This window comes from Pseudarthrobacter sp. NPDC059871 (assembly GCF_042731175.1).
Classification (GTDB): Bacteria; Actinomycetota; Actinomycetes; order Actinomycetales; family Micrococcaceae; genus Arthrobacter.
On record NZ_JBHWJV010000005.1, the window covers coordinates 171,027 to 196,451 of the forward strand.

Genomic DNA, 25,425 nt, shown 5'->3' on the forward strand with positions numbered 1-25,425 from the left:
TCGCGAGTAGCAAAGTAGTCGGAGGGGTACTTAAGACGAGTACTCGCTACTGGTGCCTGTCAAGAGTCCAGCTGATTAATTGGGGCTGTCACTACTTGATTGGCGGGGACCCAGTCAGGGTGGCGGTTGGCGCATTAGGGGCCCCCGGAAGCCTGATCCGCCGACGCCCGGACAAGGGGGTGTCGGAGGATCGGGCATCGCGACGTCTACCAGCAGAGGGGGCACCGGGGTGAGCTCAAGGACCTGGCCGCAGATTGGCGGCAGGACCACCGGAGAGGACCTCATCCGCGCCCTGGACGAGTCACGCGCCGGAGTGCTCATCACCGGAGCCTCGGGGAGCGGCAAAAGCTACCTCACCAGCCTCCTGACCAAGGAAATCCGCGATGACGCCTACATTGTGGTGCTCCGGGCCAGCGCCGGCCTCACCGCAAGCCCGTACGGTGCCCTGAATGTTCTGCTGAGGGACCTGGATTCCCAGTTCCTGTCCCATCCTGCGCTGGTCCTCTCCGCCCTGACGGCGCTGCTCACCGCGCGGGCCGAGGGCAAACCCGTGTACCTGGTGATTGAAAACGCGGGGGACGTGGATGAGTTTGCGGGGGCTGTCATCTCCCAGCTCGCCCGCAACGGAACGGCAGGCCTGATCCTGACGTGCACCGATCCGCAGCGGCTGGGAAGCGAACTGTCCCGGCTTTGCACGGACGGGTACCTTGCGCGGATCGAGCTCGAACCGCTCCCGCTGCCCGATGCCATTACCTGGCTGGAAGCGAGCCTCGGCGGCCGCATCTCGGCATCCGCGGCGCACGAGTTCTGGACGGCGAGTGGCGGAAACCCGCATTACCTGAAAATGCTGGCCGGAGAACTGCTTGACTCCGGGGCGCTGGCGGTGCGCGACGGCGTCTGGGTCCTTACCGCTACGGACAGGCCCCACGGCCCTGCCATTACAGACCTGGTGGTCACCCGGCTGGGCAAGCTGGGACCCGGGGAACGCATGGCGATGGAGATCGTGTCCCTGGCCGGGACCGTGCCGCTGGAAGCGCTGCTGGCCATCGCGCTGCCCGACGACGTCGACGCCCTGGAAAAACGCGGGATCCTGGTGGTGGACGATTCCCTGCCACGCATGGTGGGGATGCAGAACCAGCTGCTGCGCGACGTGATCCGCGCCAACATCCCCACAGGCCGCAGCAGCGATCTCCGGCGACGGTTCTGCGAGGCAGTGGAGCCGGCGCTGATGCACCCCGCGCTCAGGGTGGCCCTTGCCGCGTGGGCCCTTGAATGCGGCTCGCCGCTCACCGAACCGGAGGCCCTGCACGCCGCCACGATCGCCAACACGCGTGCTGACTACCCGCTGGCCCTTCGGCTGGTCCGCTCAGTACCCGGCCATTCACGCAGCGCCGCGGCGGTCGCCGAGGAAACCACGGCCCTCGCAGCCCTCGGTGCCGTCAGCGAAGCCCGTGCCCTGATCCGGCAGTACCGGGAACAAGCCGGTGGTGGCGAGGAGGGCAACGACGCGGACGTGCCGGCCTCCGCCGACACCCTTCGGTTCCAGCTGGCGGAGGCCGCGGTCCTGCAATCCGACCGGGCAACCATGGACCAGGCTGCGGAACGCCTCCGGCATGTCCGGAAGATGCTGGACGGGGACCTGATGCCGGGGGATGTTGCCCCCGCTGGCCTGACGCAGGGAATGCATGGTGGGCCGGACGCTGAGAGGTTCTTACGGGAAGAGCTGGTCCTCGCCGAAGCAAGGGTTGCGGGCCACCTTGGCCGTTACGCAGAAGCCGCCGCGCTGCTGGAGGATGCGCTGCAGGACTTTGAAACCCACGGACCGGAATTCCGCTTCATGGCAGGCAGTTTGTTGTGTGAGGCGTGGGCACTGACCGGGCGGCAGGCCGAGGCAGCTGACATGACCGGGCAGCTGCTGGCCGACGGCCGGAATCCGATGGTGTCCGCAGCTGCTGCATGGCCGGCCGCAGGGCGATTGCGGTTCGCATTGCTGCTGGCAGGCTGCTGGGAAGATTCGGCATCGATGCTGCAGCCGCACTGGGACTCTCCGCTCCCCGCCGGCCAGCCGTTCCCGGCTTCCTTCGACCTGGCACTGGCCGTCCTGCGGTGCCTGCAGGGGAGGGCACATGAGGGGCTGGAATCCCTGGTTCCGCTGATCGGGCAGCTGCGGGTGCGGGATGACGAGGGGATCCTTGGCGTGGCCACCGCAGCGGCTGCCTACGCCTCGGCCCTGCAAGGCGAACCGGACCGGGCCGGCAGCTACCTTGCACAGAAAAGGCCGGGGCCCGCGCGGCCCGGACGGCCGATGGAGTGGATCACGGCCTATTTCACTATCCTCGCCATGGACGGCGTTGACAGGCCGCAGGCCGCCAGCGAGGCACTGGTGCGGCTGGCCGACGACGACCATGCGGCGGGCAACCACGGACTTGAGGTCCTCGCGCTGAGCACGGCCGTCAGGCTGGGACGGACAGCCGCGGCTTCCCGTCTCCTTGAAACGGCGTTAAGGTGCGACGGCGACTTCGCCGGACTGTGCGCAGCCTACGCCAATGCGGTACTCGCCCATGACGTGGCCCAGCAGGTGGCCGTCGCCCAGCTCGCCCAGGACCTGCAGCATGACCGGTTTGCCTTCGATGCCGCAGAGGCTGTCATCCGCGGCGCGCATGCCCTGGAAGACCGCGCCCTGCTCCTGCAGGCCCGCCGGATCGCGGAAACCTGCCGGCACAGGATGCGGGCGCCGGAGGACACGGTCCAGCAGGAAGACCGCATCACAGCGCGGGAACTGGAGATCGCCACCCTCGCCGCCAGGGGCCACAGCAACAAGGCCATCGCCGCCCGGCTGCACCTGTCGGTACGGACGGTGGAGGGACACCTCTACCAGATCTACGGCAAATTGAAGATCGTTGAACGCTCGGAGCTGCCGTTTGCCCTGGGCCTCGCTGAGGGGAACCAGCAATGACCGAGGTACTGGCAAGCGAAACGCTCGTTGGGCGCTCGGGCATCCTGGCCGCCGTCGCGGACTGCCTGCTTGACCGCAACGGGCCAGGCATCCTCCTGCTGGGTGATGCCGGGCTGGGTAAAACGGCACTGGTCAACGCGGTGATCCAGGAACTGGGCCACCGCGTGCGGCCCTTCCGGGTGTTCGCCGGGGCCACGCTGGCCGGAGTCCCGTTCGCCGCCCTCGCACCACTGATCACCTCGCTGACGCCTGGCCAGATCAATGAGCCGCTGTCCGTGATGAAGGCCGTGACCGCCGCCCTGAACCCAGCCAGGGAACGGGAATCGGTGCCCGCCGTCCTGGTGGTGGAGGATGCCCAGCACCTCGACGAGGGCAGCGTCGCCGTCCTGGCCCAGCTCACTGCTGCCGAAGCGGCCAAAGTGGTCTTCATCTGCCGCCCCCATCCGGCGCCGCCCGGTGAAATCTTTTCGATGTGGTCCGAAGGATTGCTGGACCGCTTCGACCTGCAGCCGCTGAACGGACAGGACGTCGATCAACTGTGCGCCCAGGTGCTGGGCGCACCCGTGGTCCCCAGCGCAGGCGCTGTGCTCCGCAGGGCATCCGGAGGCAACCCGATGTTCCTGCTGGAACTCATCGGCAATGCCAGGTCCGCCGGCCAGCTGGTCAACCGGAACGGGGCATGGATGCTGACCTCCGAGCTGCGCGGCAACAGCCTGCGGCTCCTGGACCTGGTCCGGAACCAGATTGTCCACCTGGACCATCTGCAGCGTGAGGCCCTGGATACCGTCGCCCTGGCCGAACCCCTGCCGCTGGATGTGCTGCGGCAGGCCAGTGACCACCACGCCGTGGACGAATTGCAGGAAATGCGGCTGATCACCATCGATTCCGATGCCGAGCAGCATGTCCGCCTGGTCCAGCCGCTGGTGGGCGAAGTACTCCGCCAGATTGTGCCGGCCGCCCGCAGCCTGCGGATCCGCCAGCGCATCCTGCAGCTCCTTGAAAGCCGCCCGCAGACCATGGACGGCCTGCTCCGCTATGTGTCCTGGGGGCTCGAAGCCGGTGCCAGGATCCCGGACACCGAAATCCTGGAGGCCGCGCAGCTGGCCAACCGGCTCTTCATCCCCAGCTACGTCGAACGGGTAGCCGGAGCCATCAAGGACCCGGCGCTCAAGCTCGCGGCCCGGGTGGAGGTGGCCCGTGCCAAATGGTACCGGGGGGATATCCGGGGAACGGCCTGGGAAATCAGCGGGATCGTCGAAAGGACCAACCATCCTGCCACCCTGCGGCAGGTGTCCATGCTCGCCGCGCAACTCGCCAGACGCCAGGGGGCGGGCCCCAACGCGGTGAAGCAGGCGGCGTACGAATGGGAGGCTGCCCTGGCCCGGATCGCGGAATCCGCCCGGGGAATTGACGCGCAGGAGCTTGAACTGGGACGCCTCGGAAGCCGCCTGCTGGTCCTGGAGGGAATGCAGGCGGAGGGCCGCCACGTGGAAACGGAACGCGAGCTGCGGCAGATCTGGCAACAGGGCGGGGACGGGGAAACCCGACTGCTCGCAGGAACGCTGCTGGCTGAATCGATGGCCGTCACAGGCAAGCCCCTCTCGGCCCTGCAGGTTCTGGCCGACGTCAAGGACATCCTCGATGCTGCCGGCTACTGGGGCCTGCAGCACACCGGGTTCTTCATGCGCCGCTACATTCTTGCCCTGCTCCATGCCGGCGAGTTCACAGTGCTTGAGGAGTATCTGAAGAACCACGTGTCCCAGGCGCCCAACTCGCTGATCTACGACGGCGGTGCGCTGCATTTCAGCGCGGGCAGCGTGGACCTGCGCCGGGGCAACCTGGGGGCCGCGCTGCCGTGCCTCCGCCAGGCGGTGAGCATGCTCCGGGTGTCGGACCTGCAAAGCGATCTACCCGACGCCGTCGCTGCCGCTGCCTATGCTGCTTCCCTGCTGAAGTTCCGGGATGTCGCGTCCTCCTACACGCTGGAGCATGAGTCGCTGGCCCGGGACGGGATGGAATCGTCCCTGCTGGGCCGGGCCCACGCCGCCATGGCCAAGGTCCAGCAGGTGGGGCTGCGCCCCACACTGTCCCGGCTGATGTCCCTCGCCGACACCGCGGCGGCCAACGGGGCAGTGGGGCCGGAGATCGATATCCTCGTCCTGGTCCTACGGGCGGGGGACCTCTCCGTGGTGCGCCGCCTGAAATCCCTGGCAGAAACCAGCGAAGGCCGTACCGCCGAGTTCGCCTTCAGCTACAGCCAGGCCCTGGACGCCAAGGATGCCGCCGGGCTCATTGCCCTGAGTGAGGCCGCAGCCAGGGAGGGGTTGGAGCTCGCAGCAGCGGACTACGCGGGCCATGCGCTCAGGATCCTCGAAAGCCGGGGAGACAAGTCCCGCCAGCTGGAAGCACAGCGGCTCCTTAAACGGCGCACCGCGGCCCTGGGGAAGGCTCCCGCGGCCACAGGCCAGGGGATGCCGGACCTGTCAAAGCTGACGCGGCGCGAACAGGAGATCGTTGCCCTGGTACAGACGGGCTCAAGCAACAGGGACATCGCACTCAGCCTCGGACTCTCCCTCCGGACAGTGGAAGGCCACCTGTACCGGATGTTCGCCAAGCTCGGAATCAGCGACCGCGAAAAGCTCATCAGCGGCGAACACACCATCTAACCAGCCGTATTCGTTAACCAGCGCCTGCTGCCGCGCTGGTTTTCGGTGTTGGTTCCGCGGAAATCCGGGCAATCCAGGGGCACCCGCCCTACCGAGTACCAATGCGAGTGGTGGGCAGCCCCAAGCCACGTAGTCTCACCGCCGGGTGCGTCGGGCGGGGTCAAAGACGGGTACACCACACTCGCGCCGGGCAAAGGACTTGATTAATACCCTCGTCTTGTTGGCAACCGCCAGCACGAGGGGAAGTGGGCCTCGACATGAAGCGCAGGAAGATTTCCTTTGCGGGGGACAGCCTGATGGCAGTCCGGCCGGAAGGCAGTTCCGATGCGACAGGTCTCCCGCCATTGGCGGGGACCCCCCAAAACGGGCCGGCGGTGAAAGGCGACGTGCCACCTGAGACCCGGGCACACAGCTTCTCGCCGCCGGCTTTTATTCACTCTGGAGACAAAATGCACCGGGAGGTCGACTGACCATGGCACCGAACACGAAGGTAAAAACCCTCAAGAAACAGGTCGCCGTTGAATCCCATTCCCTGCCGGCTGAGGCAGTGGAGTGGACTGAGGGCACCGCGGCGCGGGCAATTCCCGCCCAGGACCAGGTGTTCACATTCGACGTCGCAATCGTCGGCCTGGGCTACGTGGGACTGCCCACCGCCCTGGCCATCAACGCCTCCGGGCGGCGGGTCCTCGGGCTCGACGTTTCGGAGCGGCGGCTGGCAGTGATCCGCGAACAGCAGGCGGACCTGCTGGACTCGGACAAGGAGCGGCTGAAGACCGCGCTGCTGGACCCCTCATTCATGCTGACCAGCGACCTCTCGCTGCTGGCCCACGCCGCCGCCGTCGTGGTCTGCGTTCCCACTCCCGTGGACGCATACCTTGTTCCCGACCTTGGCATCCTGCGCGCAGCGTGTGCCTCAGTGGTGGAATACGCGGTGCCGGGGCAGCTGCTGATGCTGACCTCCACCACCTACGTGGGCACAACACGGGACCTGCTGGCGATGCCTCTCGCGGCGAAGGGACTCATCCCGGGACGCGACGTGTACGTGGCCTTCTCGCCGGAACGCATCAATCCCGGCGTCGACTCCTTCTCCCACGAGGACGTGCCCAGGGTGGTGGGCGGTGTCACGGCCGCCTGCGGTGAGGCAGCGGAACGGCTGCTCAGCGCCAGCACCAAGCTGGTCCACGTGGTCCCGTCCGCGGACGCCGCGGAAATGACCAAGCTGGTGGAAAACACGTTCCGGGCGGTCAACATTGCCCTGGCCAACGAGTTTGCCCAGATCTGCCACGAACTGGACATGGAAGTGATGGACGTGATCAACGCGGCCGCCACCAAACCGTACGGGTTCATGCCGTTTACCCCCGGCCCGGGAGTCGGCGGACACTGCATTCCCTGCGACCCGCACTACCTCCTTTGGCAGCTGCGCAAGGCCCGCGTGACGGCGCCGGTGATCGAGCAGGCAATGATCGGGATCGCGGGCAGGCCGCACCAGGTAGTGGAAAAGGCGCGGCGGATCCTCTCCGAGCGGAACCACGGCCTGGCCGGCGCACGGGTGATGGTGGTGGGCGTGGCCTACAAGCCCGACGTCGAGGATCTCCGTGAATCCCCGGCCCTCGAGATCATCGCCGAGCTCATCGCCGACGGTGCCGAGGTGGCCTACTCGGATCCGTGGTGCCTCACCGCGCCGGACGGCAGGGGCGGGACACTGATCTCCAATCCCGCACCCCAACTGTGGGAAGCGGACCTCGTCATCCTGCACACCAGGCACAGCCAGACGGACCTTGACTGGCTGGAGGACGCCACGGCAGTGCTGGACACCACCTACCGGCTGCCCAAGGCAGACAACGTCACCAGGCTCTGACCACACCACTCCATTTGGAAGCAGGAAGCATGAGAACAGCAATTACCGGCGGTGCCGGATTCATCGGGAGCCACCTCGTGGAACACCTCCTGGCAGCGGGGGACGAGGTAATTGTCCTGGATGACCTGTCCACCGGCCGGCTTGAGAACCTCAAGGGCGTCATCGGACACCGCAGGTTCCGTTTCATCGAAGGCAGCATCCTTGACCGGGCTGCCGTGGACAAAGCCGTGGCGGGGGCGGACCGGGTTTTCCACCTGGCCGCCGCGGTAGGCGTCAACCTGATCGTTGACCATCCGTTGGAAAGCCTGCGCACCAACATCCACGGCACGGAAGTGGTCCTGGACTCCGTCCTTGAAGCCGGAGCCACCCTCCTGCTGGCATCCACCAGCGAGATTTACGGTAAGAACACCTCGGACAGCCTCTCCGAGGAATCGGACCGGATCCTGGGCTCGGCCCTGAAATCGCGCTGGACCTACGCTGCGGCCAAGGGCATCGATGAAGCCTTCGCCCACGCCTACTGGCGGCAGTTCGGGCTGCGGGTGGCGATTGTCCGGCTCTTCAACACCGTGGGTCCCCGCCAGACCGGACGCTACGGAATGGTAGTGCCGCGCCTGGTACGCCAGGCGCTCGCGGGCGAACCCTTGACCGTCTACGGAGACGGGCACCAAACCCGCTGCTTCTCCTACGTGGGTGACATCGTGCCCGCCATTACGCGGATCTCCGAGGACGAGCGCGCGTACGGCAACGCCTACAACCTCGGTGGCAACCACGAGATCTCCATCCTCGCCCTCGCGGAGCGGATCGTGGAACTCGTGGGGAGCGACAGCCCCATCACCCTGGTGCCTTACGAGCAGGCTTACTCCGAAGGCTACGAGGACATGCGGCGGCGGGTGCCGGACAACACCAAGGCCTTTGGCCTGGTGGGCTTCGACCCGAAGACCACCGTGGACCAGATCATCACCAACGTCGCCGCGGACAACCGGACGGCGAACACGGCGGACGCTTCACGGTGGAAGGTTATTCTCGCCTCCTGATGGCCTAGGGCCAGGAAGTCCGATTACTCCATTGGCCGGACCGGGATTATTTCCCGGCCCGGCCATTGGGCTGCGAAATTCCGGAAATGTCGGGAATGTCCGGAAAGCTATGAATTGGCTGTCAATGTGCGCATTTCCCTCGCCGATGCCACGGGATCTCAAGGAAAATAAAGTGTCACGGCATACGAAGGAGTCCGGGTTGAAAAGAGCGGCAGCGCCAAATTTTCTGCTTTCACCAGCGGGATCGCGCACGTGGCGGATTCGGCACAGCATTCGGGTACGGTGGGGCTTCGCCGCCGCACTGTCCTCGGTGGCGCTCATCGCTGCGGGTTGTTCCTCACCTCCCGCCCCGCCGGACGGAGGAAGCTCCTCCGGGGAGGGCGGTTATCCGTGGCACACCAACATCGTGGCCACCACGTTTTGGGTGGGTGAACTTTTCGATCCCAAAGCCGACGACGGCAGCCAGGTCATGTCCACCTACGACTCCGGCTGGATGCGGAACTACGGCGGTTGCGACGGGGTGATGAAATCAGGGACCTGCGAGACGGAGCAGCGGACGGAAGCCAACCGCTACATGCCCACCGGCATGACACCCAAGGAAAACCCCTTCTACCTCGACCTGCCCTACGACGACGTCAACGACAGCAAGGCGTTCGCGGAACGGGCCAGCGTCATCCCCTGGGCCAAGGATTCTGCCTATGCGGGCCGTGAGCAGGACAAATCATTCAGTTATATGAAGAACCAATGGGTCCGGATCCGCAAGGGAAACCAGGAATGCTACGGCCAGATCCAGGACGCAGGTCCCGGCCAGTACCACGACAAGGAATATGTTTTTGGTTCCGATGATGCCCGCCCTGCCAATAAGGAATTCAACGGGGCTGGAATGGACGTTTCTCCGGCGTTGAACGCGTGCCTGGGCTTTGAAGATATTAACGGCGAATCGGACACCGTGGACTGGCAATTCGTGACACGGGACCAGGTGCCGGAAGGCCCGTGGCTCGACATTGTCACCACCAGCCAGGTCCGCTGACCCGGCAGGTAACTCCAGCAGGCAGCCCGCCCGCGGCGTCAGCGCAGCTTGCCCTCAAATCCTGCGGCGAGGGCCTTGGCGAAATGGCCGGGCTCCTGCTGGACTCCGCTGCACACGTGGCTCGCCTGGCCATCGGCAGCGGCGGCCGCGCACTCCCGGTCCCTGTTGAGCGACCACATGGATACTCTCTGGATGCCTTTTTGGACGGCAAAGGAGTTAAGGCCGCTGGCCGCGTCCAAGCCGAAGACTTCGCCCGGCAGGTCATTGACGCCGATCATCGGAGTCAGCCCCATCTTCGACCAGATCTCCTGGCTGCTGAGGCTGGTCCCCACCCGTTGGTAGCTGAGGCTCAGCTGGTCGTGGGTGGAACCGGCGGCCGCCACCGCCGCGTCCAGCATGCTCTGTGAGGGCCCGCGGCTGGACCCGTAGTTCATGGTCATGATGTTGACGCCGGCAAGGTCGACTCCGGCGGCCAGCATCTGGTCCACCACGGCAATGCCGTCGTCGGTCAACCCGCGTGGTGATGCCGGGAGCGTGAGCCACACGTCCAGTCCGCCGCCCCACCCGTTCTTTTCCTTTTGAAGGGCGGCCACCGCCGCTGCCCGCCGTTCCCCGGCCGGTCCGTTGAGCAGCGCATCCCCCTCGATGTCGAAATCGATGGTGGAGGGGGAGTAACGCTCCACCACTGAGCGGTAGGCAGCCTGCAGTTGGACCGGGTCCTGGCATGCGACGGCAAGCTCAGTGTTAACTGAGCCGCCAAAGGAAACCGCGATGGCGCCGCCGTTGGACTTCAGGGCGGAGATCCGTTGCTCAAGGTTGAGCGCGTCCCTGGCAGCATCGAGGCTGTAGGCGTTGCCCCAGCTGGGAGCACACGGCTGTGAGGAGTCGGCGACGACGAAGGCGAGGGTGACGTTACGGCTGTCCGGCCGTCCGGTCCCGGTTAAGTCGTACGGCGGGTCTACCGTCACGTCCGCATATCCCGAAAACCACGGTTGCTGTGCCATGCCCGCCTCCGCAATGAAACGCCATAGGAAGAAAGCGCCAACCAGGGCCAGCGATACTGCTGCGGCCACCACGGCGAGCCGGGTGTTGGAACGCCGGTTGCCCGAAGGCAGATGCACCCTTCCCGCCCGCGGTGGTGCCGGGGACGCGGCGGCCCTGCTGACCTGGCCGGTGCCCGGTTTGGCTGCCACATGTCCCCCGTGTTGGTCGGATTTCCTGTCCACTCTCCTGAACCACCATTTGACCATAGGCGCCCCGTTTTCAGGCCAGGATTCCATGCATGACGGGCCGTAGTGGCTGGGTAGGCAGCGCCGAGTAGTGGCTTCGCGCAGGTACGTGGTCCACAAGCCAAATACGGGTACTGCCTACTCGTGTCCGGTGGGAACGGCCCTCCATAGGCTGAGGCTGTGAACGACTGAAACCGGTCGGTGGAGAAACGGGTCTCACCATGGAAATCTCGTCAATGAAGGGCGTAGCCCTCCGATGGCCGCGCGCCGCTGCGGGCAGGTCCGCGCCGTGACCGGCGAAAATCCCGGTTCCGGGACCGCCGGCCCTGGGAATGGCAGGCTGGCGTCTGTGCAGGCCCGTGCTTCGCGCAGGAGGGTGGGCCTCCTCGCCGTGTCCTGGATTGCCGTCCTTGCCGTACTGACCGGCGGTGCGTCACTCATGACAGCAAACCGCGGCGACCGTAGCGATGTAGCGGCGGGCCCACAAACTTCCGATCCACCCACCTCCGGCGCCGCACCGCTGCTGTCAGTTTCCTTGACGTTCGACGGCGGCCGGTCCAGCCAGCGGGAAGCGGCCCGCATCCTTGCAGACCACCAGTTGCGCGGCACCTTCTTCGTCAACTCAGGCTTCGTTGGCGCCGCCGGCTTCCTGAACCAGGAGGACCTGCACAGCCTCTCCGATCAGCACCACGAAATCGGCGGATACACGGTCACCCTGGCGGACCTCACCGCCGTCGAACCCGGCGAAGCGCAACGGCAGGTGTGCAGTGACCGGGCGAAGCTCAGTGAATGGGGTTTCAAGGTGACCAGCTTTGCCTACCCCTTCGGGGCGTCGTCCCCCGCCGCCGAGGACATCGTGTCCGGCTGCGGCTATAACAGCGCCCGGGGACAGGACCGGATCCGCAGCCCGCACTCCTGCGAGTCCTGCGCCCCGGCCGAGACCGTACGTCCCGAGGATCCCTTCAACACCCGTGCCACCGCCGAGGTGGGCCGGGACTGGACACTGCAGGGACTGCAGCAGACTGTGGAACAGGCTGAGGCATCAGGCGGCTGGTTGCAGCTGGCCTTCTACGACATCGATGACTCCGGAAGTCCGCTGTCAATCAGCCCGGCCGTGTTCGAACAGTTTGCCGCCTGGCTGGAAGAGCGGACAGCGAAGGGCACCATGGGGGTGCGGACCGTCCACGAGGTCATTGGGAAAGTGGCCAAGCCAGTGGTTCCGGGAGCAGATGCACCGCCTGCCGGCCCGGGCGTGAACGCCCTGCGGAATCCCGGACTGGAAACACCTGGAAAGTATGGCCTGCCGGAATGCTGGCAGGTGGCAGGCTACGGGGAGAATTCGTCCGAATTGGCCACCCTGGCTCCCGGCTTCCGGGATGGAACGTCCCGGCGGCTGGATGTCACGGCCTACAAATCCGGCGACGTGAAACTCCTTCCGGTCCTGGACCTGGGAGCCTGCGCGCCGAGTGTCACCCCGGGCCACGCCTACTCGCTCCGCGCCTGGTACCAGTCCACCGCGCGGACCCAATTCGCCGTGTACTACCGCAACGCAATGGGAGATTGGCAGTTCTGGACGGCCAGCCCGTACTTCCCCGCCAGGACGACGTACGGGCAGGCGGTCTGGGAGACACCGCCTGTCCCAGACGGGGCAAAGGCCATCAGCTTCGGGCTCAACCTTTTCAGCGACGGCCAGCTGGCCACCGATGACTACGAAATGTACGACACCGTGGGGGCGCCGCCTCCTGCCCAGTGAGTCCCCTGCCACGGGGCCTTCCCAAGATGAATCGAGTGGTACGCCATGAAAACTACCGGCTGCGAGCCCGTGGAAGAATTGCCTCCGCGCGGGGGTGCCCGGAAGGGACTGCTCCGTCGGGCAAAATCCCTGGTCACCGTGACGGCCGCCCTGGCCCTGGCCGTCGCCGGCCTGGCGATGAGCCCGCCCGCGGCCCATGCTGCCGCGCCCACCGTGGTCAGCCTGACGTTCGACGACGGCCACGCGGACCAGCTGGCCGCAGCCCAGACCATGAACTCGCTGGGACTGAAGGGCACCTTCTACGTGACCTCCGGCGTCGTAAACACCCCGAACTACTTCACGCTCGCCCAGGTCCAGGCACTGGCCGCCGCCGGTCATGAAATCGGCGGCCACACCGTGACCCACCCGGACCTCACCACCCTGCCCAGCGATGAAGCCACGCGGCAGGTCTGCAATGACCGCGTCAACCTCAGCAACTGGGGTTTCCGGGTGACCAGCTTCGCCCACCCCTTTGCGGCGGCCAACGCCAGCACCGAAACAATTGTCCGGAACTGCGGCTACAACAGCGCGCGGGGGCTGGGCGATATCCGCACCCGGTTCAGCTGCGGTACATGCGCGGTAGGTGAGTCGATGCCGCCAGCGGACCCCTACTACACGAAGGCACCCGACCAGGTGGAAAACACCTGGACCCTTGCCGACCTTCAGCGAAGCGTCACGCAGGCCGAAAATGGGGCGGGAGGATGGGTGCAACTCACCTTCCACCACATCGCCAACAACCCCTCAGACCCCATCACCATCTCGCCCACCCTGTTTAACCAGTTCGCCAACTGGCTGAAGACCCGTCCCGCCACCACCACCGTCAAGACCGTTGACCAGGTCATCGGCGGAACGGTCAAGCCCCTGGTCAACGGACCGGCCGTCCCTCCGCCCGGCACGGGCAACCTGGTGAAGAACCCGGGCTTTGAAACGCTCACCAACGGCGCTCCCCAGTGCTGGCAGCAGGGCGGATACGGAACCAATACCCCCACATTCAGCACCGTCAACCAGGGCCGGACCGGCAGGGCAGCCCAGGTGGTGATGCGGAGCTACGCCAACGGTGACGCCAAATGGCTGCCGTCCCTCGACCTGGGCGGATGCTCGCCCGCAGGAACTGCCGGGCACAGCTACAACCTGGGCATGTGGTACAAATCCACGGTCCCAACGCAGTTCGCCCTGTACTACCGCAGCGGACTTGGCTCCTGGACCTACTGGACCTCAAGCCCCTGGTTCGCCGCGGCCACAACGTTCCAGAAGGCGACCTGGACCACCCCGGCGCTTCCCGCCGGGGCCAGCGGCATCAGCTTCGGCCTGAACATCTTCAGCAACGGCACGCTCGTCACCGATGACGCCGAGATGTTCGACGCCGCCGCAACACCGCCGCCGCCACCACCGGCGGCGGGCGCGAACCTTGTGCAGAACGCCGGGCTGGAAACTGCGGGCACGGGTACCCTGCCGCAGTGCTGGCAGACGGCCGGCTTCGGTACCAACACGCCCACCTACGCCACGCTCGCCACCGGCGCGCACTCCGGTACGAAGGCCGTCCGGCTGGTGATGAGCAACTACTCAAACGGTGACAGCAAGCTGCTTCCGTCCCTGGACTCCGGTTCCTGCGCCCCACCAGCCATCGCCGGCAAGACCTATTCGCTGCGGGCTTGGTACACCTCCACGGCCACCACCCAGTTCGCCGTCTACTACCGCAACTCCGCAGGGACGTGGGTGTACTGGACTTCGGGCCCCTGGCTCGCACCAACCGCCACCTACACGCAGGCAAGCTTCACCACGCCGGCACTGCCGGCGGGGGCCACAGCCATCAGCTTCGGCCTCAACCTCTTCAGCAACGGCACCCTCGTCACGGACGACTACGCGATGTACGACACTGTGGGGGCCCCGGCGCTGTGATAGCTGTTTCCATCATCCTTGTCCTTGGTGTCAGCACCATCTTTTGGACCGTCGTGGGGCTGGTACGCCTCGCGGGGGAGAACTCCTGGCTGTGGGAGGAGTGGAAACACCGGTACCGCACGTGGCGGTCCGTCAGGGCAGGGTTGCCGGCCGTCGCCGCCCGGCCCCGGAGGGGCCGCCACAGGGGGACGGGCGTCCGCATCCTGCCGTCCCACGTTGCCGTGCTGGTGGCAGCCCATAACGAGGCACTGGTGATCAACGAGACCATCCGTGCGGCGTCGAGGCTGGTACCGCGCCGGAACATCCACGTGGTTTCAGACATGTCCACGGACAACACGGCACAGCTGGCACGCGCAGCCGGCGTTAAAGTGCTGGAGCTTGACCCGAACCGGGGCAAGGCGGGTGCCCTGGCCGCCGGGATCGCGCACTTTGACCTGTGCCGGCGGTTCAAGGTGGTGATGCTGCTGGATGCCGATACCCGGCCCACCGAGGATTACCTCCGGACCGGCCTGCCGTTGTTCGCCGATCCAACGGTGGTGGCCGTTGCCGGGAGGGCGAAATCCATCATGGATCCGCCGTCGCCCACCGCCATGGGACGGTTCCTGGTGGCGTACCGGGAGCGGCTGTACATCGTGGTGCAGCTCCTGTTGAAGTACGGGCAGGCCGCGCGCGGTGCCAACGTGGTGTCCATCGTTCCGGGGTTTGCCAGTATGTACCGGACCAGTGCGCTGCAGGAGATCGACGTCGTCGCGCCCGGCCTGGTCATCGAGGACTTCAACATGACGTTCGAGATCCACGCCAGGAAACTCGGCAGGATCGCGTTCCACCCGTCCGCAGCGGTGGCCTATACCCAGGACCCGGACAGGCTGCAGGATTATATGAAGCAGGTGCGCCGGTGGATTTTGGGATTCTGGCAGACGGTCCGGCGCCACCGGAAGCAGACCGGCCGGTTCTGGCTGGTCCTGGCAACGTATATCTTCGAGTTGCTGATGAGCTGCGTCTTCTTTGTGCTGCTGCTGCCGGTGTTTCTCGTATCCATGCTTGCCGCGATCCAGGTGACGGCCTTTGGCAGCGACTGGGATGTTGCTGTCTTCCTGTCCGGCCTGCTGCGGCCGCAGGACGTGCTGTTCGGTGTCCTGCTGCCGGACTTCCTGTTGACCATCCTTGCGGCGGTTTCCCTGCGCAAGCCGGGGATGCTGCTGATGGCGCCGCTGTTCCCGCTGATGCGGATCCTGGATGCCTTCCTGTGCCTCCAGGTACTCCCGAAGGCGTTCTCCTCGGCTTCGACCGGCACCTGGGTCAGCCCCGCCCGCAGGGTGCAGGGGAAAGAGCTGACCCCGGTGACGGCCGGGAACGGAGTCTCCTGACAACTGTCAGGAGACTCTCTCAGGAGGCTCCGTCAGGCGGCACCGCTCGAGGTTCTGGCGCCTGCTGCCGTCAGTTGCTGACTCCTGAGGTGGTCTCAACGGTCAGCCACGGTCCGGCCGGAACGTTGGCACGGTCAATGAAGCGCCACGAGACGCGGTCGCTGCTGCCGTCCAGTTCGGCGAAGCCAAGGCAGCCGTTCAGGGCGGGGGAGACGTCCATGCCGGCACCCTGGGTAGCGTCGGCGGAGAAGCTCTGGTTGACCGGGCGTGCGTCGCCGGCCCCGAAGACGTAGGCGGAATCGTGGTATTCGGAGCCGCTGGAGGGGCCGGCATCCTCGATCTGTCCGTAGCAGGTGCTGCCGTTCGGGCCCGTGATCTGGACCCACCGGTTCTTCATGTAGCTGTAGCCCTGGTCTGCGCAGTGGTCCACCCCGGTGGCGGCGTTGTCCGCTGCAGCCCAGGGGATGACCCGGCAACGCTCCTGGAAGGCGACGCCGTCGTTCAGGTCGTCGTACGGCAGGTCAAGGTAGAACGGGTTCTGTAGCGGCGTGGGCTGGTTGAGCGGGAAGTATCCGTTGCTGGCAACGCGCCGTTCGGTAGCGCACTTGAAGTTGGCGCCGGAGCCGGAGCTCACTCCGTCGCACCCGCCGTAATAGCTGCCGGGGCATCCGGCAGCGCCGGCGTCAACAGTGCCGAGCTTTACACCGGTGTGCTGGAAGGCCCACTGGCTGTTGTAGGTGGAGCAGACCTGCGAACCGTCCGAGAGGCTGGCGTTGAAGATCTCGCCAACCCAGAACGTGGTGCTGATGATGTTGCTGTGCAGGGGGTACGCGCTGCTGCCGCTCCCGGTGGCTGCCGCCGGAACAATGGCCGGAGCGGGCGCCGGAGCCGGTGCTGCCGGGGCCGGCGCCTGGGTGGCTGGAGCTGGAGCGGCGGCCGCAGGGGAGGTTTCCGGTGCGGCAACCGGCGTGCTGCTTGGCGTGGGGGCGGTCCGCTTGGGCTGTGCCTTGTCCTTGGCCGGGGACTCGGACGGGCGCTGTCCGGCTGCTTTGGTTGCTGCGGATGTGGTGGCGGACGACTGAGTGGCCGAAACCGTGAACAGTCCACCGACGGCCAGTAGCAGCACTGCTGCCAGAGCTGTGATCAGGTGTTTCATGGGGTGTCATATCTGTTGGGTGCATGGACTCCGAGACCATGGCGACCCGCCGCGGGCGCGCAAAAGTAGCGCGCAGCGGCAACGCTGCACGTCGGTTTTTTATCACCCGGGATGGTGGATCGCGGTGGGGGCAGCTACATCAATCGGCGCTCGTCAACTCCCCAGCCGCAGGCGCCGGAACCTGCCCACGCCAACCAACCTTACACAGGCCCGGTCCAGCGCCCGAATCGGGAATACCCGGTCCGGGGCCCGAAAATCCAAGTAGTACACACTCAATCCCTGCCTGAAATGGCCCGATACCGTGTGAGCATCTCGACAACGGTCCTACCGCGGCCACCAGGAAATGCGCCCGGTGGCCCTCACCTAAGACAGGACCATGGACAACGCGGCAGGCAACCACCCTTCTCAGGGAATCATCCGGGCAGCGGAGCTGCATGACATTGTTGTCGCCCTGTCAGGGCCGGAACCGGCAGGCGTGCTGATCTCCGGCGCCGGCGGTTCGGGCATGACAACCCTGCTGGACGCCGCGGCCTCCGTCCTGGAGGGCACGTTCTCTGTCGTTGCGCGCACCGCGGCCAGTTCCTTCACCGATGTTCCGTTCAGCATTGCCATGGCGCTGATTCCGGACCTGCCCGCGAAATCGAATGCTTCCCCCAGGTTCCTGGTTCAGGCCTCGTGCCAGGCGTTGCGCAGCGCAGGGCCCCCGGGGATGCCCGTGCTGCTGGCCCTGGACAACATAGATTTCCTGGACGACCTGTCGCTCTGGCTTCTCAACAGGGTGGTGTCCGAACCGGACATCCGGCTGCTGGCAACCCACCGTTCCGACAGGCCGCTGCGCATGGAACTGATGGAGTCGGTGGTGGCCCGCCAACTGTCCGTGGTCAACCTTTCCGAGCTTGGTCCGGAACGGATGCGGGACTTCCTGGCGTCCCGCCTTCAGGGCCGGCCTTCCGAAGGCCTGGTCCGGAATATCCAGGCGGCCTCAGCGGGCAACATGCTGGCCGCGAGGCTCCTCCTTGATGCGGCGGTGGCCGGCGGCGGTGTGGCCTGCTCCGGCGGCGAATGGTCGATGACCCGCGACACGCGCGGGGGCACCCAAATCCAGGAGCTCGTGACGCGCCGGCTGGCAGCGTATCCGCACCAGCAGCGGCAGCTAATAGATTTCCTGGCCGTCGGCGAGCCGCTCTCCGTCGGCGTCGCCGAAGCACTGGCAGGCAGCGTAGCCCTGGCTGAGCTCCGGTCCGCTGGAGCCGTCCGAATCCAGGACGCCGGGCTGCCGGATCCCGCTGCCGCCACCGCAACCCTCAACCATGTCCTCGAAGCCGGTGCTGCCCTGCAGCAGCTGGCACCGGACCAGCAGCGTGAACTGCGGCTGGCCCTCCTGGGCCAGATGTCCCACGGCGATGCCGGCTCGCTGTGGGACCTGTTCCGCCGCGTTGCCCTGGAGCAGGTCAGCGGCCTGCCTACGCCGGACGCCGACCTGCTGGCCGTCGCGATCGCCGCCAACGACCTGCATGACAGCCAGAGGGCCCGGCACGCCGCCGCAGGGGTGACGGCGCCGGAACTAAGGCTCCCGGCCGGCGTCGAACATGCAAGGGCCCTGTACCTCATGGGGGACATCTATGGCAGCGTCCAGTTGCTCAGGCGTCTGCTGGCATCCTCGGACGGCGCGGACAACAGGGAATTCCTGCGGGCGGTCTGGCTGCTGGTGCGGGCGCTGCATCCCACGTCCCCGGACCCCAACGTTCTGCATGCGCTCGTTGACGATGCGCGACGCCGGGTGGAGGCCGCCGTCGATGCCGAACCTTTTGGCGGGCAGGAGTCGCGGGACGAGCTGGATGTCCTGCAGTTGTACCTTGATGCCCAGTCCGGCACCTGGCCGCGCGCCGGGGATGCGCTGTACCAGCGGCTCAGCCGGCAGCACACCGTAGGCGCTGCACTGGGCGGCGATCACCGGTCCGGCGGGGCCAGCGGGGAAACTGGGGGCCCGCCTCCGTTGCCGACTACCGAGGCGGGTGTGCTGCTCATGGCGCTGGTCTCGCAGGGGCTGGCCGTTGGCGGCCGGTTTGCCGAGGCGGTGGAGTTGTCCACCGCCGCCCTGGAATCACTGGAACGCCTGGCCCGGTGCACTGTGGACTTCCACGCGGTGGTGCTGATCATCCACGGCTCCAACCTGATCTGGCGGGGCCAATGGGGTGGCAAGGAAATGGTGTGCTCGGGGGCGCCGCGGCAGACAGTGGGCCGGCTCAGCTATTTTGAGGGACCGGCGCACCTGTACCGGGCCTTCGTCCTGGCACGGCAGGGCAGCCTCGACCTGGCCTGTGAGCATTTCCGGCAAGCGAAGGTGCGTTTCGATGAAGCAGACCCGGAAGGGTTGTTGCCGGTCACGCTGGGTGGACTTGCTGCTGCCGCGTGGCTGTTGGGGGACGTGGGGCAGGTCCGCCGCGCCTTGGCAGCCTACGACGCGAGAAGGCAGTCCGGCAGCTATCTGGCTGCCCGGCTGGCGGACAGTTACTCTTCGGCGGCCCGCTCGGTGGTGAGCGGTGCAGGCTCGTCCAACCGCAGGCTGCTGCAGTTGGCGGATACCGCCGGCAAACGGGGACACCGCGCCCTGGAGAACCTGAACCTGGGACTTGCGGCACGGACGGGAGCGCGCGGATTAAGGTCCCACGAGGTGGGCGTGGCGGACCTCATCTGGAGCGTACCGCCGGCAATGCTGGGAGAGCCGCAGGACGATGTGCCGGCGTCGCACCCGGAGGTAGCCTTCCCGGGGTACGACGATTTTGACCAGGATGATGTCCTGGGCGCCGGGGATGTGCCGGCGGCAGGGGCCACTGCCGGACGGCCCGCTACTGCCCTCCCGGACCTCGGCAAGCTGTCCAACAGGGAGAGGGAAGTGGCCGGGCTGATAGCTTCCGGGCTGAGCAGCGCGGAGGCGGCTGTCCGCCTGGGGATCTCCGTGAATACTGTCAACGCCCACTTGCAGCGGACCTACGGAAAACTCGGGGTTTCCAGCCGGCAGGAGCTTTCCGAGGTGTGGAACCACGGAGAGGATTTCCCGGAGTAGAGCCCGGCACGCCAGGAAGGCCGCACCAAGGTCCCCCCACACAAAGGGGCCCCGCCGGTGTGGGCTGCAGTGCAGCTCTCCGGCCGGGCCCTGGTGGTGCCGGGCGTCCCCGCTACAGCGGCAGGGACGTCATGAGTACCGAAATCGACACGAGGCCAAGGACGCACCAGACAAAGGCCAGCTGCCACATCTTGGCTTGGCCCTTCCGGTGGCTTCCATGCCACACCCGCTCCATTTCCTGAGCATCCATGCAGCCATTGTTGGCTTGGGAGTGCGGCTGGGAAAGGGTGCCCGCCACCCTTTTGCGGGTTGGGGGCACTCGAATCACCCACGTGCTACTTACGCATCGGGCGCGCCCGGAAGGTAGCCCGGGAGCTGGTTGCGGAGGCGCCCGGTCTTTGCGGATGCGGGGCGCGGATAACCTGTGGGTATGAAAAACCTGGACCTGAACCTGCTGCCCCCTTTGCAGGTCCTGCTGGAGCTGAAGAATATCTCCCGGGCGGCGGAACGGCTCCAGCTCAGCCAGCCGGCCACCAGTGCTGCGATGGCGAGGCTTCGGCGGCATTTCGACGACGAACTCCTGGTCCGCAACGGCCGCACCTATGATCTGACGCCCTTTGCCCAGTCCTTGGTCCCGCTGGTTGATGAAGCCCTGCTGCACATCCAGCGGGCCACCCGGGTGCGGTCAGGTTTCGACCCCGGCACCAGCGAGCGGGAGTTCATCATCGCCGCCTCGGATTACGCCGCCGCGCTGATTGTTGGCCCCTTGCGGGGGATCCTCCGTGATGAGGCTCCCGGGGTGTCAGTGGATTTCATGCCCACTTCCAAAACGGGAATCCAAGGCCAGCTGGCCGACTACTCGAAGATCGACCTTCTGGTGGGGCCCACCGGATACCACATGCAAGGTGCCAGCAGGCAGCTTTTCCGGGACAGCTTTGTGGTGGTGGCGGACGCCGGGAATCCCCTGCTTCAGCGGCCCCGGCTCACACCGGCAGACCTGATTACGGTGCCGCACGCCGTGGGGTATTTCGGGGAGGGCGTCAGCACCCCGGCGGACAAGCTCTTCGAGTCACTTGGCCTGCAGCGCCGGGTGGCCGCCGTGGTGGCCGGGTTCCTGTCCTTGCCCCTGCTGGTGGAGGGGACGGATCTTGTGGCGCTGGTTCCGCGGATGCTGGCCGCACGCGCCGGTCGGGGCGCCAACATCGCGGTCCTGGAATTTGCCGAGGGGACGGAGGCGTCCCTGGTGGAGGCCATGTACTGGCATCCGTCCCAGACGGAGGACCCGGCAAGCCTTTGGCTGCGGTCCGTGGTACAGCGTTCATGCGGCCGTCTGCAGGAACTCTTCCCAGTCAGCGCCCATCCCGTGGCCATCCACGCGGCGGGTACCCCGTAGACCCAGGGCATTGACCAGCTCCCTGGGGGCCCTGCATGATTCATCCCTGTGACGGGGTGGTTGCGCAGCCGTAGACTCGTGCTGGAACGAGCCGTGCAGCGACTCAAACAAACTCCAGGAGGACTGCCATGAGCAATGCAACCACCAGCCCTGAGGCGGCAGCCGCCGCGCAGACCCTGTTCCGGGTGGCTTTGGGAGGAGTGCTTGTGGCTCACGGATCCCAAAAGCTCTTTGGCTGGTTCGGCGGGGGAGGCGTTGAGGGCACCAGCAAGGGCATGCACGCCATGGGGTTCCGCCCCGCTAAAACAAGCGCCGTCCTTGCGGGTGTAGGTGAAGCAGGAGCCGGGCTTGCCTTGGCCCTGGGGTTGGCCACCCCTGCCGCCGGCGCCGCTGCCGCAACCACCATGGGCGTAGCGGCCAGCGTCCATGCTCCAAACGGTTTCTTCGCCCAGGAAGGCGGCCTCGAGTACCCGGCCGTGCTGGGCCTGGCCGCCGCCGCATTCACGATTGGGGGCTCCGGACCTTACTCCCTGGATGCGCTGACCGGCCATGTCCTGGACCGGCCGTGGATGCGGATCGCCGCTTTGGCCGCGATCCCCACCGCCATCGCAATCCAGGTTTCCCGCCGGCGGAAAGCCCTCGCCGCAGACGCTGGCGCTCCGGCCGCTGGCACTGCCGCGGAAGACGCCTGAGCCGTCACCCGCGCAGCGCTGGAGGGAAACCCCTAGATTCCGGAAGGAGCCGCAGCAGCGACCCGGTTGCGTGGACGGGTCCGGGCGGGGACCCTGGTCAGGGCCTCGCGCCGGGTGCCCACGGTGTTTTCAATGCTTCCGATGCCTTGGACGGTCATGCGCACCACGTCGCCGGTTTTCAGTGGTGGGGGCGTTTGGGAGCCGTTGCGGCCCCAGAGCTCGGCCAGGCAGCCGCTGCCGCAGGTTCCGGAGCCGAGCACGTCGCCCGGCCGAACCACCGAGTCCTGGGAGGCATAAGCCACCAGTTCGGCGAACGGCCAGCCCATGTTGGAGAGCAGGTCCCGGCCGATCTGTTCGCCGTTGACTTCCACGGACATGGAGATGGGCAGGAAACCCTCGGCGTCATGCCGGTCCTCGAACTCGTCCGCGGTGACGATCCATGGGCCCAGGGTGTTGGCGAAATCCTTGCCCTTGCACGGCCCCAGGCTGACTTTCATCTCCCGCCGCTGCAAATCGCGGGCGGACCAGTCGTTAAGGATGGTGTAGCCGAAGATGTGCCGGTGCGCTGTGTCCGCGTCCAGGTTCCGGCCGTCGCTGCCGGGAACGCGTCCGACGACGGCAGCCACCTCAGTCTCGAAGTCCAGGTCCACGCACCCGGCCGGGATCCCAATCACCTCGCCGGTGCCGGTCACGGTGTGCGGGTTGGTGAAGTAGAACGTGGGTGCCTCGAACCATTCGGGGACCACGCCGGCGACGCCGTCGATGCTCTTGCGGACTCCCTCAACATGCTCTTCGAAGGCCACGAAGTCGCGGATGGTGGCCGGCGCCAGCGGCGCGATCAGCTGCACGTGCGCCAGCGGAACCGCCGGGCCGGAGCCGATGGTCCGCCGGGCAATGGCCAGCGTCTCCTCCAATCCGGCGTCCAGCAGGGTTTGCACGTCCTGGCCCGCGGGCAGTGGATGGCAGGCGCCGTCGCTGACAAAGCCGGACTCCGTCCCGCCGTCGTGATTCCACCGGGCAATCTTGACCATGAATCTGTTCCTTAGGCTGTGCGGCTGGCGGTACGGGCGGACGCTGGGGTGATGCCAAGGGCGGCGGCGTTTCCGGCGAGGACCTTGGACTGGTCTTCCGCCGGGAGCTGCGCATCGACAACCTCCGCCACAGGCTGGTCTGAGCCCATGTCGAACGGGTAGTCGGAGCCGAGCAGCACCTGGCCCGGGCTGGCGGCGGCCACAAGCGCCTGCAGCTCGGCGGGACTGTGCACCAGGGAATCGAAGTAGAGCTTTTTCAGGTAGGACGACGGCGGTTCGGCGCACCCGTGTGCCTCGGGCCGGACCCGCCAGGCGCGGTCGGAGCGGCCCAGGGTGGTGGGCAGGTACCCGCCCCCGTGTGCGGCCAGGACCTTGAGGTCCGGATGGCGGTCCAGGGCGCCGGAGAAGATCAGATGGGACAGGGCCACGGCGTTTTCGGCGGGCTGCGAGACCGTGTTGGCGAGGTAGAAGCGGTCCAGCCGCTCATCCAGTGAGCAGCCGAACGGGTGCAGGAACACCAGGGCGCCAAGCTCCTCGGCCCGGGACCAGAACGGTTCCAGCCGTGCGTCACTCAGCTCAACGGTGGTGCGGTCCCCGCCGGGAGTGGCGGCGAAAGAACCGATTTCCACGCCAAGCAGCCCGCACGCCAGTACTGCGTGTTCCAGGGCTTCCACCATGAGGTGCGGGTGTTGCAGCGGAACCAGGCCCAGGCCGTTGAGCCTGTCCGGGGCGCGGTCCACGAAGTCCCGCACGGCCTGGTTGGCTGAACGGGCCAGCTGGAGCGAGAGTTCCTCGCCGGCAAAGTAGTAGAAGTGCGACGGCGAGGGCGAGACCAGCTGCACGTCCACGCCCTGGGCGTCCATGTCAGCAAGCCGGCGGTCCAGGTCCGTCAGCTGCGGCCACCGCTCCTTGATCATTTTCCCGGACGCGGCCATCGATTCGGGCCCGTTGCGACGCACCTCCAGCCCCTGCTGGGCACCGAAGCCCTCGGGGTCGGCCTCAGCCACCAGCTGCTGCAGGGCCGGGAGCAGGATGTGGGCGTGGACGTCGATGATGGGGGATGGCGCGTCCGGGGAAAGGTTGCTCATGCGGGGTCCTTCAACATGGTGGAAAGTGAGTACATCAGGCCCGGCACATCGGCGTCGCGGACGCCGTCGAGCATCCATTGGCCCAGCTGGACCGAAGCGTTGACCACTGCTTTGGCACGGTCCAGGCGGCGGTCGGTGAACTCCTTGAACAGGGTTTCGGTGACGTGGTCGGCATGGATCAGCAGTTCGGCCAGGACAGCGGCGTCCTCCAAAGCCATGGCAGCGCCCTGGGCCACTGTGGGCGGGCAGCTGTGCGCGGCGTCGCCGATGATGACGGTGCGGCCGCGGTTCCACGGTCCGTCGACGAGGTGGGTGGTGAACCAGGTGTAGTTGATGCGGGCGCTGTGGTCCAGGGTGTCGCGGATCCCGTTCCACGGTCCGCCGTAGGCTGCGGCGAGTTCGGCCATGATGCGGGGGCCGTCCTCATGTTTGCGCTCCTGCGCCTTTTCCACCAGGTAGGCGTAGATGGTGTCCGGGCCCGTGGGGCAGTAGCCGGCGATGAAGCAGGGGCCGCCGTACGTGAGGTCGGTGCGGACCACTTCTTCGGGCCGCTCGACGAACGCGCGCCAGATGCCCATGCCCGTGGGCCTGGGCTCGACGTCGATGCCGATCGCCTTGCGGACGGCGGAGTGCAGCCCGTCAGCGCCGATCAGGAGGTCGTAGCTGGCGGCGGTGCCATCGGCCGAGCGTACGGTGACAGACCCGCCGTGGTCCGTGATCTCCGTGACGCTCTTGCCGTAACTGATGCGTGCGCCCGCCTGCTCGGCGCGTTCGCGGAGGATGGCGGTGAGATCCGGCCGGTACATGCCCATGGTGGCCGGAAGGTCATCACCGCCGGTACGGATGTCCTCAAGGACTGCCAGGACTGTGCCGTTGGGGTCCGGGGCGCGCAGGCCCAGGGTGCTGAACCCGTAGCCCTTGGCCTCCACCTGGTCCCAGACGCCGAGCTGCCGGAGGACCCGGAGGGCGTTCCCCTGCAGGGTGATTCCGGACCCGAGAATCTGCGGGGCCTCTGCCTTTTCCAGGATCTCCACCCGGATTCCTGCATCGGCCAGGATGATGGCAGCGGCCAGCCCGGCGGCCCCCGCCCCAACGATTCCGACGTTCTGTACTGCTGCCATCGCTGACTCCCTTGTATTGACGGCGTTACTGGTGATTGTTGAGTGA

The 25,425-nt window shown here is 66.7% G+C and carries 17 protein-coding genes; 11 read left to right on the forward strand and 6 right to left on the reverse strand.

Going from position 1 to position 25,425, the window contains the following annotated elements:
- Positions 1–229 precede the first annotated feature (229 nt).
- The 5 genes from ACFV4R_RS08960 (at position 230) to ACFV4R_RS08980 (ending at position 9,544) form a co-directional block, all read left to right on the forward strand.
- A complete protein-coding gene (locus ACFV4R_RS08960) occupies positions 230–2,956 on the forward strand; it encodes a LuxR C-terminal-related transcriptional regulator (RefSeq protein WP_377202002.1) in 2,727 nt (908 codons plus the stop codon).
- On the forward strand, positions 2,953–5,622 hold the full coding sequence (locus ACFV4R_RS08965; RefSeq protein ID WP_377202003.1) for a LuxR C-terminal-related transcriptional regulator: 2,670 nt from the start codon (positions 2,953–2,955) through the stop codon (positions 5,620–5,622). Before ACFV4R_RS08960 ends, ACFV4R_RS08965 begins: the two co-directional genes overlap by 4 nt.
- Before the next feature lie 472 nt (positions 5,623–6,094).
- Complete coding sequence (locus ACFV4R_RS08970; protein WP_377202004.1) at positions 6,095–7,480, forward strand: nucleotide sugar dehydrogenase; 1,386 nt, start codon at positions 6,095–6,097, stop codon at positions 7,478–7,480.
- 29 nt (positions 7,481–7,509) lie between these two features.
- Positions 7,510–8,514 carry a dTDP-glucose 4,6-dehydratase gene (locus tag ACFV4R_RS08975; protein ID WP_377202005.1) on the forward strand — a complete coding sequence of 335 codons (1,005 nt, stop codon included), beginning with the start codon at positions 7,510–7,512 and terminating at the stop codon, positions 8,512–8,514.
- A gap of 406 nt (positions 8,515–8,920) precedes the next feature.
- Positions 8,921–9,544: a hypothetical protein gene (locus tag ACFV4R_RS08980; protein ID WP_377202006.1), complete on the forward strand. Its 624-nt coding sequence runs from the start codon at positions 8,921–8,923 to the stop codon at positions 9,542–9,544.
- Between the two features lie 38 nt (positions 9,545–9,582).
- Here the strand turns inward: ACFV4R_RS08980 and ACFV4R_RS08985 are convergent, their stop codons facing one another.
- A complete protein-coding gene (locus ACFV4R_RS08985) occupies positions 9,583–10,737 on the reverse strand; it encodes a chitinase (RefSeq protein WP_377202007.1) in 1,155 nt (384 codons plus the stop codon).
- Between the two features lie 385 nt (positions 10,738–11,122).
- On the opposite strand from ACFV4R_RS08985, the gene ACFV4R_RS08990 reads away from it, so the two are divergent.
- From ACFV4R_RS08990 to ACFV4R_RS09000, 3 genes are read left to right on the forward strand one after another with little or no spacing between them, the layout of a single operon-like run.
- Positions 11,123–12,526, forward strand: a complete 1,404-nt coding sequence (locus tag ACFV4R_RS08990) for a polysaccharide deacetylase family protein (protein WP_377202008.1) — start codon at positions 11,123–11,125, stop codon at positions 12,524–12,526.
- Between the two features lie 45 nt (positions 12,527–12,571).
- The gene (locus tag ACFV4R_RS08995; RefSeq protein WP_377202009.1) at positions 12,572–14,464 is read left to right on the forward strand and encodes a polysaccharide deacetylase family protein; all 1,893 of its coding nucleotides are present in this window, start codon (positions 12,572–12,574) and stop codon (positions 14,462–14,464) included.
- Positions 14,461–15,831, forward strand: a complete 1,371-nt coding sequence (locus ACFV4R_RS09000) for a glycosyltransferase (protein ID WP_377202010.1) — start codon at positions 14,461–14,463, stop codon at positions 15,829–15,831. The genes ACFV4R_RS08995 and ACFV4R_RS09000 overlap by 4 nt, the downstream gene beginning before the upstream one ends.
- 70 nt (positions 15,832–15,901) lie before the next feature.
- Here the strand turns inward: ACFV4R_RS09000 and ACFV4R_RS09005 are convergent, their stop codons facing one another.
- Positions 15,902–16,987 (reverse strand): hypothetical protein, encoded by a 1,086-nt coding sequence (locus ACFV4R_RS09005; RefSeq protein ID WP_377202011.1) that lies wholly within the window; start codon positions 16,985–16,987, stop codon positions 15,902–15,904.
- Positions 16,988–17,363: 376 nt separating this feature from the next.
- On the opposite strand from ACFV4R_RS09005, the gene ACFV4R_RS09010 reads away from it, so the two are divergent.
- Positions 17,364–20,054, forward strand: coding sequence for a LuxR C-terminal-related transcriptional regulator (locus ACFV4R_RS09010; RefSeq protein WP_377202012.1), 2,691 nt, complete (start codon positions 17,364–17,366; stop codon positions 20,052–20,054).
- A 112-nt stretch (positions 20,055–20,166) separates the two neighbouring features.
- Here ACFV4R_RS09010 and ACFV4R_RS09015 read toward each other — a convergent pair whose 3' ends face one another.
- Positions 20,167–20,304: a hypothetical protein gene (locus ACFV4R_RS09015; RefSeq protein WP_156368405.1), complete on the reverse strand. Its 138-nt coding sequence runs from the start codon at positions 20,302–20,304 to the stop codon at positions 20,167–20,169.
- A 180-nt stretch (positions 20,305–20,484) separates the two neighbouring features.
- Between ACFV4R_RS09015 and ACFV4R_RS09020 the strand changes: the two genes are divergently transcribed.
- Positions 20,485–21,447: a LysR family transcriptional regulator gene (locus ACFV4R_RS09020; RefSeq protein WP_377202013.1), complete on the forward strand. Its 963-nt coding sequence runs from the start codon at positions 20,485–20,487 to the stop codon at positions 21,445–21,447.
- 128 nt (positions 21,448–21,575) lie between these two features.
- On the forward strand, positions 21,576–22,139 hold the full coding sequence (locus ACFV4R_RS09025; protein WP_377202014.1) for a DoxX family protein: 564 nt from the start codon (positions 21,576–21,578) through the stop codon (positions 22,137–22,139).
- A gap of 32 nt (positions 22,140–22,171) precedes the next feature.
- Here ACFV4R_RS09025 and ACFV4R_RS09030 read toward each other — a convergent pair whose 3' ends face one another.
- The 3 genes from ACFV4R_RS09030 to ACFV4R_RS09040 are packed head-to-tail and all read right to left on the reverse strand — an operon-like array spanning position 22,172 to position 25,379.
- Positions 22,172–23,170, reverse strand: coding sequence for a fumarylacetoacetate hydrolase family protein (locus ACFV4R_RS09030; protein ID WP_377202015.1), 999 nt, complete (start codon positions 23,168–23,170; stop codon positions 22,172–22,174).
- Positions 23,171–23,181: 11 nt separating this feature from the next.
- Positions 23,182–24,258, reverse strand: coding sequence for an amidohydrolase family protein (locus ACFV4R_RS09035; protein WP_377202016.1), 1,077 nt, complete (start codon positions 24,256–24,258; stop codon positions 23,182–23,184).
- Positions 24,255–25,379 (reverse strand): FAD-dependent monooxygenase, encoded by a 1,125-nt coding sequence (locus ACFV4R_RS09040; RefSeq protein ID WP_377202017.1) that lies wholly within the window; start codon positions 25,377–25,379, stop codon positions 24,255–24,257. The genes ACFV4R_RS09035 and ACFV4R_RS09040 overlap by 4 nt, the downstream gene beginning before the upstream one ends.
- Between the last annotated feature and the right edge of the window lie 46 nt (positions 25,380–25,425).

What these genes read in the sequence shown, in the direction of transcription:
- ACFV4R_RS09005 (WP_377202011.1), bottom strand. Translation starts at nt 16,987, where the DNA reads ATGAAACACCTGATCACAGCTCTGGCAGCAGTGCTGCTACTGGCCGTC.
- ACFV4R_RS08970 (WP_377202004.1), top strand. Translation starts at nt 6,095, where the DNA reads ATGGCACCGAACACGAAGGTAAAAACCCTCAAGAAACAGGTCGCCGTT.
- ACFV4R_RS09025 (WP_377202014.1), top strand. Translation starts at nt 21,576, where the DNA reads ATGAGCAATGCAACCACCAGCCCTGAGGCGGCAGCCGCCGCGCAGACC.
- ACFV4R_RS09035 (WP_377202016.1), bottom strand. Translation starts at nt 24,258, where the DNA reads ATGAGCAACCTTTCCCCGGACGCGCCATCCCCCATCATCGACGTCCAC.
- ACFV4R_RS08965 (WP_377202003.1), top strand. Translation starts at nt 2,953, where the DNA reads ATGACCGAGGTACTGGCAAGCGAAACGCTCGTTGGGCGCTCGGGCATC.
- ACFV4R_RS08995 (WP_377202009.1), top strand. Translation starts at nt 12,572, where the DNA reads ATGAAAACTACCGGCTGCGAGCCCGTGGAAGAATTGCCTCCGCGCGGG.
- ACFV4R_RS09040 (WP_377202017.1), bottom strand. Translation starts at nt 25,379, where the DNA reads ATGGCAGCAGTACAGAACGTCGGAATCGTTGGGGCGGGGGCCGCCGGG.
- ACFV4R_RS09030 (WP_377202015.1), bottom strand. Translation starts at nt 23,170, where the DNA reads ATGGTCAAGATTGCCCGGTGGAATCACGACGGCGGGACGGAGTCCGGC.
- ACFV4R_RS09015 (WP_156368405.1), bottom strand. Translation starts at nt 20,304, where the DNA reads ATGGATGCTCAGGAAATGGAGCGGGTGTGGCATGGAAGCCACCGGAAG.
- ACFV4R_RS08975 (WP_377202005.1), top strand. Translation starts at nt 7,510, where the DNA reads ATGAGAACAGCAATTACCGGCGGTGCCGGATTCATCGGGAGCCACCTC.
- ACFV4R_RS09020 (WP_377202013.1), top strand. Translation starts at nt 20,485, where the DNA reads ATGAAAAACCTGGACCTGAACCTGCTGCCCCCTTTGCAGGTCCTGCTG.
- ACFV4R_RS09010 (WP_377202012.1), top strand. Translation starts at nt 17,364, where the DNA reads ATGGACAACGCGGCAGGCAACCACCCTTCTCAGGGAATCATCCGGGCA.